Source organism: Escherichia sp. E14V7 (genome assembly GCF_004212225.1).
Classification (GTDB): domain Bacteria; phylum Pseudomonadota; class Gammaproteobacteria; order Enterobacterales; family Enterobacteriaceae; genus Escherichia.
In genome coordinates, this window is sequence record NZ_RHJJ01000002.1 from 1 (window position 1) to 12,744 (window position 12,744).

General features: G+C 45.4%; 11 protein-coding genes and 1 pseudogene. 6 read left to right on the top strand and 6 right to left on the bottom strand.

The window, feature by feature from the left end:
* Positions 1-412 precede the first annotated feature (412 nt).
* Positions 413-1,228, top strand: a complete 816-nt coding sequence (gene gadX, locus D9741_RS02560) for a DNA-binding transcriptional regulator GadX (protein WP_130217862.1) — start codon at positions 413-415, stop codon at positions 1,226-1,228.
* A gap of 368 nt (positions 1,229-1,596) precedes the next feature.
* A complete protein-coding gene (gene gadW, locus D9741_RS02565; protein WP_130217846.1) occupies positions 1,597-2,325 on the top strand; it encodes an acid resistance transcriptional activator GadW in 729 nt (242 codons plus the stop codon).
* A gap of 363 nt (positions 2,326-2,688) precedes the next feature.
* On the opposite strand, the gene mdtF is transcribed toward gadW, so the two are convergent.
* Together mdtF and mdtE are read right to left on the bottom strand one after the other, a co-directional pair.
* The gene (gene mdtF, locus D9741_RS02570; RefSeq protein ID WP_130217844.1) at positions 2,689-5,802 is read right to left on the bottom strand and encodes a multidrug efflux pump RND permease MdtF; all 3,114 of its coding nucleotides are present in this window, start codon (positions 5,800-5,802) and stop codon (positions 2,689-2,691) included.
* Between the two features lie 24 nt (positions 5,803-5,826).
* Positions 5,827-6,936 (bottom strand): multidrug transporter subunit MdtE, encoded by a 1,110-nt coding sequence (gene mdtE, locus D9741_RS02575; protein ID WP_346461577.1) that lies wholly within the window; start codon positions 6,934-6,936, stop codon positions 5,827-5,829.
* Between the two features lie 107 nt (positions 6,937-7,043).
* Here mdtE and D9741_RS23825 point away from each other — a divergent pair.
* Positions 7,044-7,328, top strand: a pseudogene (locus D9741_RS23825) (hypothetical protein); the annotation flags it as partial.
* Between the two features lie 19 nt (positions 7,329-7,347).
* On the opposite strand, the gene gadE reads toward D9741_RS23825, so the two are convergent.
* Both gadE and hdeD read right to left on the bottom strand, forming a co-directional pair.
* On the bottom strand, positions 7,348-7,875 hold the full coding sequence (gene gadE / locus D9741_RS02585; protein WP_064527778.1) for an acid resistance transcriptional activator GadE: 528 nt from the start codon (positions 7,873-7,875) through the stop codon (positions 7,348-7,350).
* 721 nt (positions 7,876-8,596) lie between these two features.
* Positions 8,597-9,166 carry an acid-resistance protein HdeD gene (hdeD, locus tag D9741_RS02590; protein ID WP_130217840.1) on the bottom strand — a complete coding sequence of 190 codons (570 nt, stop codon included), beginning with the start codon at positions 9,164-9,166 and terminating at the stop codon, positions 8,597-8,599.
* Positions 9,167-9,420: 254 nt separating this feature from the next.
* Between hdeD and hdeA the strand changes: the two genes are divergently transcribed.
* The 3 genes from hdeA to D9741_RS02605 all read left to right on the top strand — a co-directional run bounded on the left by hdeA (position 9,421) and on the right by D9741_RS02605 (position 10,907).
* Positions 9,421-9,753, top strand: a complete 333-nt coding sequence (hdeA, locus tag D9741_RS02595; protein ID WP_130209189.1) for an acid-activated periplasmic chaperone HdeA — start codon at positions 9,421-9,423, stop codon at positions 9,751-9,753.
* Positions 9,754-9,869: 116 nt separating this feature from the next.
* Entirely contained in the window at positions 9,870-10,196 is a 327-nt protein-coding gene (gene hdeB / locus D9741_RS02600) for an acid-activated periplasmic chaperone HdeB (protein ID WP_130209187.1), read from the top strand.
* A gap of 63 nt (positions 10,197-10,259) precedes the next feature.
* A complete protein-coding gene (locus D9741_RS02605) occupies positions 10,260-10,907 on the top strand; it encodes an MgtC/SapB family protein (RefSeq protein WP_130217838.1) in 648 nt (215 codons plus the stop codon).
* Between the two features lie 51 nt (positions 10,908-10,958).
* Here D9741_RS02605 and D9741_RS02610 read toward each other — a convergent pair whose 3' ends face one another.
* Both D9741_RS02610 and shuU read right to left on the bottom strand, forming a co-directional pair.
* A complete protein-coding gene (locus D9741_RS02610; RefSeq protein WP_130217836.1) occupies positions 10,959-11,729 on the bottom strand; it encodes a heme ABC transporter ATP-binding protein in 771 nt (256 codons plus the stop codon).
* Positions 11,726-12,718: an iron ABC transporter permease gene (gene shuU, locus D9741_RS02615; protein ID WP_214251097.1), complete on the bottom strand. Its 993-nt coding sequence runs from the start codon at positions 12,716-12,718 to the stop codon at positions 11,726-11,728. The genes D9741_RS02610 and shuU overlap by 4 nt, the downstream gene beginning before the upstream one ends.
* Between the last annotated feature and the right edge of the window lie 26 nt (positions 12,719-12,744).

The window sequence follows — 12,744 nt, forward strand, 5'->3', positions numbered from 1 at the left end:
GCTTTAAACATACCTGATAACAGAATGTCACCTGCATGCCAGGAGCATGCGGGTGTAATTCATTCATGGTAAAGAAATATATCCTATAAATAAGAGCAGTGGCGTAATGATCAGGATGCTAATTCTGATCATTTTTTTGTTTTTTGGGAAATTCATATAATTGAATAATTTGCAATGTAAATTAAACCTTGTACAAATTAAAATAGAATGCATCAGTTATTATTCATATCCGTTATTATTGCTTATTTTCTTCTCTAACAGATTGAAAAATAAGTGACCCGGAACAATGCTTCTAATCACTTAGGATGCTATTCTTTTTTTCATTTAAGCTTTGTTTAAGTCGCGATTTGACTTAGGGTGTCGGCGTGCTACATTAAATACAATAATATGTTTCTGTTATAGTGTATTAATGATGCAATCACTACATGGAACTTGTTTAATTGCGTACGCAAAGCATAAATATATTCTCACCATGCAGAATGGTGAATATCGCTGTTTTAACGGTGGTGATTTGGTTTTTGCGGATGCAAACCAGATTTTAGTTGATAAATGTGCAGAGAACGTCGTCTTTGTCACTAAGGAAACACTTTCATTATTTCTCCCGATGCTCAAGGAGAAGGCATTAACTCTTCATGCCTGTAAAAAAGTTCCTTCGTTAATTGTGCATCACTGTACCCGAGATATCCCTGTTTTTCAGGAAGTTGTACAGCTTTCACAGAGTAAAAATCTCCGCTATGGTGAGGTTTTACGTAACAGGGCATTAATATTCGCGATATTGTCGGTTTTTCTTGAAGATGAACAGTTTATAGCGCTACTCATGAATATCCTACAGCCCAATATGCGAACGCGGGTTTGTACGGTTATTAACCGTAATATCGCTCATGAATGGTCATTGGCGAAAATAGCCAGCGAGTTATTGATGAGTCCAAGTTTGTTAAAGAAAAAATTGCGTGAAGAAGAGACGTCTTATTCGCAACTGCTTACCGAATGTAGAATGCGACGAGCGTTACAACTCATTGTAATACATGGCTTTTCTATAAAGCGAGTGGCCGTGTCGTGTGGCTATAACAGTGTGTCGTATTTTATTTATGTTTTTCGCAATTATTATGGTATGACACCGACAGAGTATCATGAACGAATAGCTGAAAGAGGGTGTGATAACCATCTGATAATGGATATTTGTGTAGCAGAAAAGTGTTGTCACCCTGAAAGGATAGTAAGGTTATAATTGCTTTTTGAAGATAAAAAAAACCCGGCATAGGGGACCGGGAAGAGGATAGTCTGCCGTCTCCAGACTAATAAGCCGTTATAACACTCCATGTTGGCACGGGAAACTTTGTGCTCTCAGTGGGTTAAATATAACTTTTGCTGGAGATAAGATCAGCCAATTTTTTATAAACATAAGCTATACACAAATTTAAGATATATCACGCATGCATTTACTTTTTATGGCTTAACTGATATATGCGCTTATGTATGTGATTACTTTTTGGTCCTACCAATTTTGGCAGTTTTGGATTTTTACAGGAGTCATACATCATTTCATTTGTATACTGAAATTGTAATGGTTGTAGTAATGGAATATAAGGGCTTGTCATGACACACGTTTGCTCAGTGATCCTCACCCGCCGTTCATTTGATATTTATCATGAGCAGCAAAAACTCTATTTGCAAAAAGAGAGTATTCTTTTGATGGACAAAAATATGGTGGAGAGTTTTCCTTTTGATGAATCCTATGCCCGCAGACTAGATATCGATGAAAGGATCATTAGCTATTACTTGCACAATATCCGTCTTTCGGGGCGGTGTTTAGGGCTGCATGGTAAAAAACGGTTGCTAGTTAACCCAACACCACCAATGCCGCTGGTCACTGCGATATTTGATAGTTTTGCTCAAGAAGATATTGCGTCCAGGACATTAAGTAATATGCTTTACTTTTCCTGCCTTTCGATGTTTTCACGAAATAAAGAACTTATTCCTTTCCTTTTTAATAGCATTAGTACCGTTTCAGGTAAAGTTGAACGCATTATTGGCTGTGATATAGCCAAACGTTGGTATCTGCGTGATATCGCCGAAAAAATGTATACCAGTGAAAGCCTAATCAAGAAAAAATTGCAGGATGAAAATACCTGCTTCAGTAAAATATTGTTGGCCTCGCGAATGTCGATGGCCAGACGATTACTCGAGTTACGACAAATCCCGCTGCCGATGGTCGCAGAAAAATGTGGCTATAGCAGTACGTCGTACTTTATTAATACTTTCCGCCAGTACTATGGCGTAACACCGCACCAGTTTGCGCAACAGTCAACTGGGACCTTTAACTGACTGGATTTCTCATTCGAAAGTCGGTCAGGATCTCCCTCACACTTCATGTGAAAATCTTTCCTCATTAACTCTGCCGGGTCACCGGCAAGTTTGCTTTCGCAGTTTGCAAAACAGTAAACGTATTTTCAGGAGGAAAAGACGCGGCATGTTCAGGATTATTAAGTTTGCAATTCATACAATTACGGGAATTCTGGTCAGTGTCGTGTTGTTTAAATTGATAACCAACGGTTGGAGCGGGTTCTACTTTCAATGCTGTTTACTGAGTCTGATGTTCCTGGCGGTAAGCTGGCTGTTGAGTGGCGAGTGGTTAGCGGGAAAGAGTAAGGCTGAACCCTCACGCTCAACCTTACTCTCGTTTACGCGTTACGCTTTTTTAAAGCGGGCAAAGAGATGTTCCACCACAACGAAAAAGACCGGAACGAAGTAAATCGCCAGCACCGTTGCTGCAAACATCCCCCCCATAACGCCTGTACCTACTGCGTTTTGCGCACCGGAGCCTGCGCCATGACTGATAACCAGCGGCAGCACGCCGAGAATAAAGGCCAGAGAGGTCATCAGGATTGGGCGTAAGCGCATCCGTGCCGCTTCGATAATCGCTTCCATCGGTGTCTTCCCTTCTTTTTGCATCATCTCAACCGCAAACTCGACAATCAGGATGGCGTTCTTGGCGGAAAGCCCAATGGTGGTCAGTAGACCAACCTGGAAGTAGACGTCATTGCTTAAGCCGCGCAGGTCTGTAGCCATTAACGCGCCAATTACCCCAAGCGGTACGACCAGCATTACTGAGAATGGAATTGACCAGCTTTCATAAAGTGCGGCGAGGGCAAGGAACACCACGACCAGCGAGATGGCATACAGTGCGGGAGCCTGGTTGGAAGATAACGCTTCCTGATATGACAGTCCGGTCCATGAATAGCCAACGCCAGTCGGAAGTTTTGCGACCAGATCCGCCATAAATTTCATTGCGTCACCAGTACTTTTTCCTGCCGCCGCTTCACCTAAAATCTCCATTGCTGGAATACCGTTGTAGCGTTCCAGACGTGGTGAGCCGTAGGTCCATTCTGTTGAAGAATAAGCAGAAAGCGGCGCCATCGTGCCGGAGGCGTTGCGCACATACCATTGGTTTATATTGGCTGGCAGCATGCGGAACGGTGTTCCCGCCTGGACATACACTTTTTTCACTCGTCCCTGGTTAAGGAAGTCGTTCACGTAGCTACTACCGAAAGCGGTGGAAATGGTCTGGTTGATATCGGACAACTCCACGCCCATCGCCTCAGCTTTCGCGGCGTTGACATTGACTTTGAACATCGGTGTATCTTCCAGGCCGTTCGGGCGTACCCCGGTGACCTGGTCAGGGGATTGTGCTGCCAGAGACAGTAACTCGTTTCTCGCCTGGGTCAGCTTTTCATGTCCCAGGTTACCGTTATCCAGCAGTTCCATATCAAAACCTGACGCTGTCCCCAGTTCTGCTACCGCCGGTAAGTTGAACGGGAAAATAACTGCTTTATTGATGCGGCTAAGAGCCACCATCGCCCGCTGAATAATCGCGGTCACCGAATTTTCTTCGCCGACGCGTTCAGACCACGGCTTCAGGCTGATAAACGCCAGACCGTTGTTTTGCCCCTGGCCGCTGAAACCAAAGCCGCCAACGGTAAACACCGACTGAACATTATTTTTCTCTTTTGTCAGATAATAATCAGTCACCTGTTGCAGCACTTTCGTGGTGTTAACCATCGTGGCACCGGAAGGTAACTGCGCGGTGGTCATAAATACCCCCTGATCCTCTTCCGGCAAGAAGGAGGTCGGTGTACGCAGAAACAGCACCGCCATCCCGGCACAAATCAGCAGGTAAACCACCATATAACGACCCGTGCAGCGCAGCAGTGAGCGGGTACTGTCGGTATAGTGTTGAGTTGATTTTTCAAACAGATGGTTAAATCGCACAAATAACGCATTCTGTTTGTGACCGCCTTCTGGAACGGCTTTCAAAATGGTGGCGCAAAGGGCAGGCGTTAGACTCATCGCCACAAACACCGAAAGCAACATGGAGGAGATCAGCGTAATGGAGAACTGACGATAAATTTCCCCGGTCGCGCCGCTCATAAAGGCCATTGGCATAAACACCGCGGAAAGCACAACGGCAATCCCGACCAGCGCACGTTGGATTTGCCCCATTGATTTATGCGTCGCTTCCTTCGGCGGCAGCTTATCTTCTGCTATCACGCGCTCGACGTTTTCTACCACCACGATAGCATCATCAACCAGCAACCCTATCGCCAGCACCATCCCGAACATGGTGAGGGTGTTGATGGTAAAACCGACCGCCGACAAAATCGCAAATGTGCCGAGAATAACGACCGGAACGGCAATAGTCGGGATGATCGTAGCGCGAATGTTTTGTAAAAACAGATACATGACCAGGAAGACGAGGATGATGGCCTCAACCAGCGTTTTGAAAACTTCCTGGATTGAAATTTTAATAAATGGTGTCGTGTCGTAAGGATAAACCGTCTTCAGGCTGGCGGGGAAATAGGCCGATAAACGGTTGAGCTCTGCTTTTACCGCCCGCGAGGTATCGAGCGCGTTTGCTCCGGTAGCCAGTTTGATAGCGATCCCGGCGGCAGGTTTGCCGTTATAGCGCGCTACGGTGGAATAATCTTCCGCTCCCAGCTCGACGCGGGCAACGTCGCGCAGCAGCACTTGTGAACCATCTTGCTGAACTTTCAGCAGGATTTTGCCAAATTCTTCCGGTGTTTGTAGACGTGTCTGCACAATGATCGAGGCGTTCAGTTGTTGGTCTGCCGCCTGTGGCATTCCGCCCAGTTGACCGCCGGAAATCTGGTTGTTCTGTACCTTGATTTGGGAAATAACATCGGCAGGAACAAGGTTGTATTTATTGAGTTTTTGCGGGTCCAGCCAGATACGCATGGCATACTCTGAACCAAAGAGCTGCACGCTACCGACACCTGCGGTACGACTTAATGGGTCTTTAATATTAGAAGCCACATAGTCTGCAATGTCGTACTGGTTGAGGCTGCCGTTTTCAGAGATAAACGCTGCCACCATCAGGATATTGCTGCTCGACTTATTGACGCTAATCCCTTGTTGCTGTACTGCTTCGGGGAGTGATGGCATGGCAAGTTGCAGTTTATTCTGCACCTGAACCTGCGCAATATCGGGCGATGTTCCTGTCTCAAAGGTCAGTGTGATGGACGCATTACCCGCAGCATCACTGGTTGATGACATATACATTAAGCCATCAAGTCCATTCATATTTTGCTCAATCACCTGAGTGACTGAATCTTCTACCGTTTGCGCATCAGCACCCGGATAGGTGGCGCTAACGGTGATGGTCGGTGGTGCAATCTGCGGATATTGCGCCACCGGTAAGTTCATGATCGCCAGCCCGCCTGCGAGCATCAAAATAATGGCAAGTACCCAGGCAAAAACCGGGCGATCAATAAAATAGTTAGCCATGAAAGTCCCCTTAAGCCTGCAACGTTATTGTTTCGATTCGGTGCTGGCGTTTTCCTGGCTGGAGGAAATTGCGCGTGCTTTGATACCTGGGCGAATGCGTTGCAAACCGGAAACGATCACCCGATCGCCAGCTTGCAAGCCAGAGGTAACAACCCATTGGTTGCCGATGGCTTTGGTAGCGTCAATTTCACGTAACTGCACGACATCATCTTTATCAAGAATGAGCGCCGTTGCTTTGCCCTGAGCGTTGTGAGTAACGCCTTCCTGAGGCACCAGTAACACATTCTGGCGACTACCTTCATCCACTAATGCTGTGACGTACATGCCTGGCAGTAAGTCGCCATTTGGATTGGGGAAAATCGCGCGCAACGTGACGGAGCCGGTGGTTTCATCTACCGTCGGGTCAGAGAATTTCAGCGTACCGGTCTGGCTGTAACGTTTACCATTTTCCAGATTGAGCTGTACTGGTGTACTTCCCTGAACCTGTTTGATTTGCCCACTGGCGACCTCTTCTTTCATGCGCAAAAAATCCTGCACTGACTGCGTGAGATCGACATAAATCGGGTCCAGACGCTGTACGGTAACCAGTGAATCCGCCTGATTAGCGGTAACGAGTGCGCCGACGGTCACTGATGATTTCCCGCTGACGCCCGTAATGGGCGAGGTGACATTCGCGTATTGCAGATTGATGGTCGCCTGCTCAACAGCCGCTTTAGCAACGGTGACATTGGCTTCCGCCTCATTCAGCTGGGTGCGCGCGGTGTCGTAATCCTGACGGCTGACGTAGTTGGTTTTCAGCAACGATGCCTGGCGATTAAAGGTAATGCGGGCATTGCTGGCGGTAGAGAGGGCTTTCGCCAGCGAACCTTTGGCTGAGTTCAGCTCTGCCTGCAAGGGCGCAGGGTCAATCTGATACAACGAATCGCCCTGGTTAACTTTATCGCCTTCGATAAAATTGCGTTTAATGATGATGCCACCCACCTGCGGGCGAATCTCAGCAACTTCATAAGGAACAGTTCTGCCAGGCAATTCGCTCATGACATTGATTGAGCCGGGGGAGAGCGTCACCACGCCCACTTCTGGCGTCATGGCGGCAGCATTTTGCGCTGATTTGTCGTCGCATGCGGTGAGTATTACGCCGCAGAATAACAACGGTATTAACAGTTTTCTTTTTCTGTTCATTTTATTCCCTGAAAATTCGTGAAAAATTACGGATTTTTTGAATGTGTGCGGGGAGAGGCATGAGGGATTTACAGACCTGCGGCATAGTGCAAGCCATGGGGATGTATGCCTGTGATGGCGCATGCAGGCCGAGTGACCAATGTGGTGATTTAGATGGCAAAAAAAATGTTGCCGTTCTGCTGACAGTCTCTGCCTGCGTCCGGGCAACGAATGTTTCTACTGGTGGATACATAAACCAGGGGAATAAGTTCGTTTTTGCTTCTCCTTTGGTTATCACCGGGAGTAATGGAGTCAGCATTTGCATCCCTCGTCATGCCAGCCGTCAATTTCAGGCACTTATCGCTGGGCCACATCAACGCCTTCTTAAAAATAAGAAGAGATCCCCAGAGTCACGATGTCGCTCATACGTCTAAGTTTCAGCTTGTACATAATATTGAATTTCTGGATCTTTAATGTCTGCTGTGAAATTTTCAGTGTTGACGTGATATTACTTTCATTTTTGTTCTTAAGGATTAATTGCATAATTTTGAATTGATTATGCGAGAAACATAATTGAGAATTCTTATGAGGCAAGTGTTTTCCATAAGTAATATCAATCAGGTTTTTAATGCTTTCTTTACGGCTGATGAAAAAGATAGGCGACTGACTTTTAAGTTTACTGATGTGGTAAGGTGCCAGAACAATGATTCTTTCAGCATCTAACTTCTCAAGAAACTTAATCGCTTCTTCATCAAGGATATGATTATGATAGGTATCAATGATCACCTTGAATGGTTTGTTACCTATGCTTTTTATCTCTGACAGGGAATTGATTTTTATCATTTCGTGATTATCTTTCAACTGCAAAAAGCCCTGTAAAAGAAAAGAATCCTTCGTCATGAGAAAAATCATAACTTGCTCCTTAGCCGTTATTGTTTCGAACATGTCATCCTTTTCATTATTTACATCCATGTCCGAATTCGTTGTTCAATATAGTAAACGCCTATAAGAACGTTGCCCTTCGTGAACTAATACGTCTATTAACACTAATCAAAACTTGAGATTTATCCATCACGCACTCCATATATTGATCCTAGGTAATATTCCTGGTTGTTATAAATTTGTTAGTGCTAACAGGAAATTAACAACTCCCATATTTTTACCAAGAATAAGTTATCAATTTAAAGTTTGTGATTTCTGAATGATAAAACTAAAATAAAAAAGTAATCCGATTTAAATATCGAGTCTCCTTGTTTCTACTTAAGCTGGCAATTGGATTGCCAGCTTTCTTTTTAATTTTTGGGGAAAATTAACATCAGCTGCATTAATTACCTTCTTATTGAGTCAATGCTTGCCAAATCTTGATTTCATTTTCCCACAGCACTTTTAAACATTAAACCTGACTACAGAAAATATCAGCCATGATAATGTTTGAAATGGCTAATTTGCTGTGAAATTTATAAAACCATAAAGGTTTCAGCGAGTTGTTTAATGAGTCGCACGGTAATTATTTCAACGATGGTTTATGTTTTGCCATGGTGGCGATATGAAGCGGGAGTGTTATATGCCTCATAGTCACCATAAGTGATTATGAGGCGGTGTGGGAAATACTGTGTCGACGGTCTGATATTGATTATTTTTTAACGAATAAACTAGCGAAGCTAAACAAGCTGGCAGCGCTGAATATTAGTTCTATCCCCACCAGTGTAGAAACTAGTGTTACAGAAACCATTGGCGTTGCACCCAGGAATATCCATGCGATGATGATATCCAGGATACCAATGACTAGTTGTAGCCAGCTGCCTTTCATTGAACGCTGGCGATACCAGCTCATCAAGCGAATAACCCCAGCGACACAAAACAAGCCAGCAATAAACGCCGCAATAGCAAAAATTCCCAGTTCTGGTGCGCGGATGAAGAAATAGCCGATCAACAAATAGGCGACAGCGACAAGGAAGCCGGATAATACAGGCCAGAAATTATGACTCCGGTTGCTGAATAAACCGACAATAAGCGCAATGCCTGAGCAGATTAATAATGCGCCAACGACTGTGCTAAGGATATTGCCAGAGACAAACGGGAAGCTTATACACAGCAAACCGACAATAAACAGTAGCACAGCAATAAACTGGATTGCTCTCCGATGCTTCTTAAGCATATCCAGATCAAATTTCAAAATTGTTGCCTTATCTATATATAACATAGAACCACCCTATAAATTTAAGAAGAAAAACCCCTGCTATCAATCTATGCCAAAAATGCATCCAGGAATGCATGTGATTTAATAAAAATTTCCTAATTAATGTGTCCGACACCCATGTAACTTGTTGTATTTAAATAAAAATATCTGATTTTGATATTTTATCTCAACATGACATACCCAAAAAACCAGGTTATAACCTCAATGTCGAAATTGATTCGTGACGGCTCTTTCACTTTATAGTTGAGGATATTACGATGAAAAAAGTATTAGGTGTAATTCTTGGTGGCCTGCTTCTTCTGCCAGTTGTGAGCAATGCCGCGGATGCACAAAAAGCAGCTGACAATAAAAAACCTGTCAACTCCTGGACCTGTGAAGATTTCCTGGCTGTGGACGAATCCTTCCAGCCGACTGCAGTCGGTTTTGCTGAAGCACTGAATAACAAAGATAAACCAGAAGATGCGGTTATGGATGTTCAGGGCATTGCAACCGTAACCCCAGCTATCGTTCAGGCTTGTACTCAGGATAAACAAGCCAGCTTTAAAGATAAAGTTAAAGGCGAATGGGACAAGATTAAGAAAGATATGTAATTCATGGAATGCGTTGCATCGTATTTCCTTGAATATTGAACAGGCAGGAATACCTCGCGTTAAAAGCAGATAATCCTCCTGTTCATATATACTTTATTTGTTGAATGGGTTGTAAAATGAATATTTCATCTCTACGTAAAGCCATGATTTTCGTTGGCGCTGTAGCGGCACTTTCACTGGTTAATGCACAATCTGCACTGGCTGCTAATGAATCTGCTAAAGATATGACTTGTCAGGAATTTATTGACCTGAATCCAAAAGCGATGACACCGGTTGCATGGTGGATGCTGCATGAGGAAACGGTTTACAAAGGTGGTGATACTGTAACCTTAAATGAAACTGATCTGACTCAGATTCCTAAAGTGATTGAATATTGTAAGAAAAATCCGCAGAAAAATTTGTATACCTTCAAAGATAAATTGGCAAATGTCCTGCCGAATTAACAGGAATATAGCAAAAAGGAGTAGCAAGTTGAGCCATCTTGCTGCTCCTTTTTGCATTTTTATATGACTGCAGAATTTATTATTCGTCTAATCCTGGCTGCTATTGCCTGTGGTGCTATTGGCATGGAAAGGCAAATCCGCGGCAAAGGGGCAGGGCTTCGTACACATGTCTTAATCGGTATGGGTAGCGCCCTGTTTATGATTGTGTCGAAATATGGTTTCGCTGATGTGCTGGCGCTGGATCATGTCGGGCTTGATCCCAGCCGTATTGCCGCTCAGGTTGTCACTGGCGTCGGTTTTATAGGCGCGGGTAATATCCTCGTTCGTAATCAAAATATTGTCGGCCTCACCACCGCTGCGGATATCTGGGTAACAGCAGCAATCGGTATGGTGATTGGTAGCGGCATGTATGAGCTGGGGATTTACGGTTCTGTAATGACCTTGTTGGTACTGGAAGTCTTCCATCAATTAACTTTCCGGCTGATGAACAAGAATTACCATTTACAGCTGACGTTGGTGAACGGTAATACGCTGTCGATGCTCAACTGGTTTAACCAACAAAAAATAAAAACTGATTTATTTTCGTTGCAAGAAAATGAAGATCATGAGGTGGTTTCCATTGATATTCAGCTTCATGCCACGACGTCGATAGACGACCTGTTGCGATTATTAAAAGGCATGGCAGGGGTGAAAGGCGTTTCAATTAGCTAATCTGTATCGCTATTTATTCGGCAGGAGTACCAGAGCGGTACTCCTGTTGGTTTAATGATCGAGGACGATCAGTGGTGAGTGGTTGGCAGGATCTTTTAGCACGGTAATATCCGCGCCGTAGAGCATAGTCAGCGCCTGCTGTGTCAACACGTCCTGCGGTTTACCATTGGCGATAACCTTTCCTTTTTGCATCAATACAACACGGTCGGCATAGCGGGCGGCAAGATTAAGATCGTGCAATACACAGCAGACGTTGAATTGCCGTTCGCGAACTAACTGACGTAATAAACGAAACAGATGCTGCTGATGGTGAATATCCAGCGCCGACGTTGGTTCATCAAGAAATAACCATTTCGGCGAGGGTATTACTTCCCAAAGTTGTACCAGCAGGCGCGCTAATTGCACACGCTGTTGTTCACCGCCGGATAATTGCCGATAGTCGCGGTTTGCTAACGCCTGACAGTCGCATAGCGCCATTATCTGTGCCGTTTCATCCCCCTGATTACCGGTACGATGCGGATGGCGCCCCATCTGGATCACTTCTTGTACGCTGAATGGAAACGCCATATGGCTATTCTGACGCATCACGGCCCGGTGTTTCGCCAGTTCGGTAATTGACCATTCATTTAATGGCTTATTAAATAACCGGCATTCACCGCTATCAGGTTGAAGATAGCCGGTGAGCTGGCGAAGCAACGTAGATTTTCCCGCACCATTAGGGCCGAGAATGGCAACAATTTCCCCGCCGGGAAAAGTCAGCGAGACATTGTCAGTCAGGCGTCGCCCATGAAGGCTATAAACCAGGTTCCGGGCGCTAATCATGCGATCCTCCGGTTGCGCAGAATCAACCACATGAAATACGGACCGCCAAGCAGGCTGGTTAGTAATCCTACAGGCATTTCTGCGGGCTGTACCAGTGTGCGGGCAAGCGTGTCTGCCATCAGTAATAAGCAGGCTCCGGCAAGGGCAGAGCAAGGAATTAGCCAGCGATGATTTGCTCCGGTTGTCATGCGAATCAGATGCGGGATCACCAGGCCTATAAAGCCAATAATGCCGCTTACCGATACGGCCGCGCCAACGAGCAGTGAGCTAATCAACAGTAATTGTTGGCGTTTACGCTTTACGTTCACGCCGAGGTAATGGGCTTCTTCATCACCAAGTTGCAGCAAATTCAGCGTTCCGGCGAGACACGTTGTTGCCATAATGGCGGGCAGAATGAAGGAGCTGGCAACCAATAACGTTGGCCATTGCGCCTGACCGAGATTGCCCATCATCCACAACGTGAGTTGTCGTAGCTGTTGCTCATCGCCGATATAGCTCAGTATGCCGATCGCTGCGCCGCACAGGGCATTGATGGCGATACCGGCGAGTAACAATTGCATCATGCTGCCATCGCGATGGCGCTGCGTGATGAGAAAAATGATGGTGCAGACCACTAAACTTCCGGCGATGGCAAACACCATTTGTTCATAAAGCACCAGCACCACGGGGAAGGAGAAGGGCAGCACAATAGCAACGCCGACCATTAATGCCGAACCGCTACTGACGCCGAGCAATCCAGGGTCAGCCATTGGGTTGCGAAAAAGCCCCTGCATAATTACCCCTGCGGTTGCCAACGCTGCACCTACCAGCACCGCCAGCAAAACCCGTGGTAGACGAATATTGAGCCAGATATCGCGGTATTCCTCATCAAGAAGGGCGCTAAAGCTGATTTTTAACGCGCCCTGACTGGCACCGAACAGCACCAGGGCAAGCAATAATAGTGATAGCCCCATAAAGACACTGGCGGATGAAAATGAATCCTTGAGCACGCAAAACTCCGTTATGACGTTGCGGC

Bases quoted from the DNA above. Each gene is read 5' to 3' on its own strand.
- gadX (WP_130217862.1), top strand. From the start codon at position 413: ATGCAATCACTACATGGAACTTGTTTAATTGCGTACGCAAAGCATAAA.
- gadW (WP_130217846.1), top strand. From the start codon at position 1,597: ATGACACACGTTTGCTCAGTGATCCTCACCCGCCGTTCATTTGATATT.
- mdtF (WP_130217844.1), bottom strand. From the start codon at position 5,802: ATGGCTAACTATTTTATTGATCGCCCGGTTTTTGCCTGGGTACTTGCC.
- gadE (WP_064527778.1), bottom strand. From the start codon at position 7,875: ATGATTTTTCTCATGACGAAGGATTCTTTTCTTTTACAGGGCTTTTTG.
- hdeD (WP_130217840.1), bottom strand. From the start codon at position 9,166: ATGTTATATATAGATAAGGCAACAATTTTGAAATTTGATCTGGATATG.
- hdeA (WP_130209189.1), top strand. From the start codon at position 9,421: ATGAAAAAAGTATTAGGTGTAATTCTTGGTGGCCTGCTTCTTCTGCCA.
- hdeB (WP_130209187.1), top strand. From the start codon at position 9,870: ATGAATATTTCATCTCTACGTAAAGCCATGATTTTCGTTGGCGCTGTA.
- D9741_RS02605 (WP_130217838.1), top strand. From the start codon at position 10,260: ATGACTGCAGAATTTATTATTCGTCTAATCCTGGCTGCTATTGCCTGT.
- D9741_RS02610 (WP_130217836.1), bottom strand. From the start codon at position 11,729: ATGATTAGCGCCCGGAACCTGGTTTATAGCCTTCATGGGCGACGCCTG.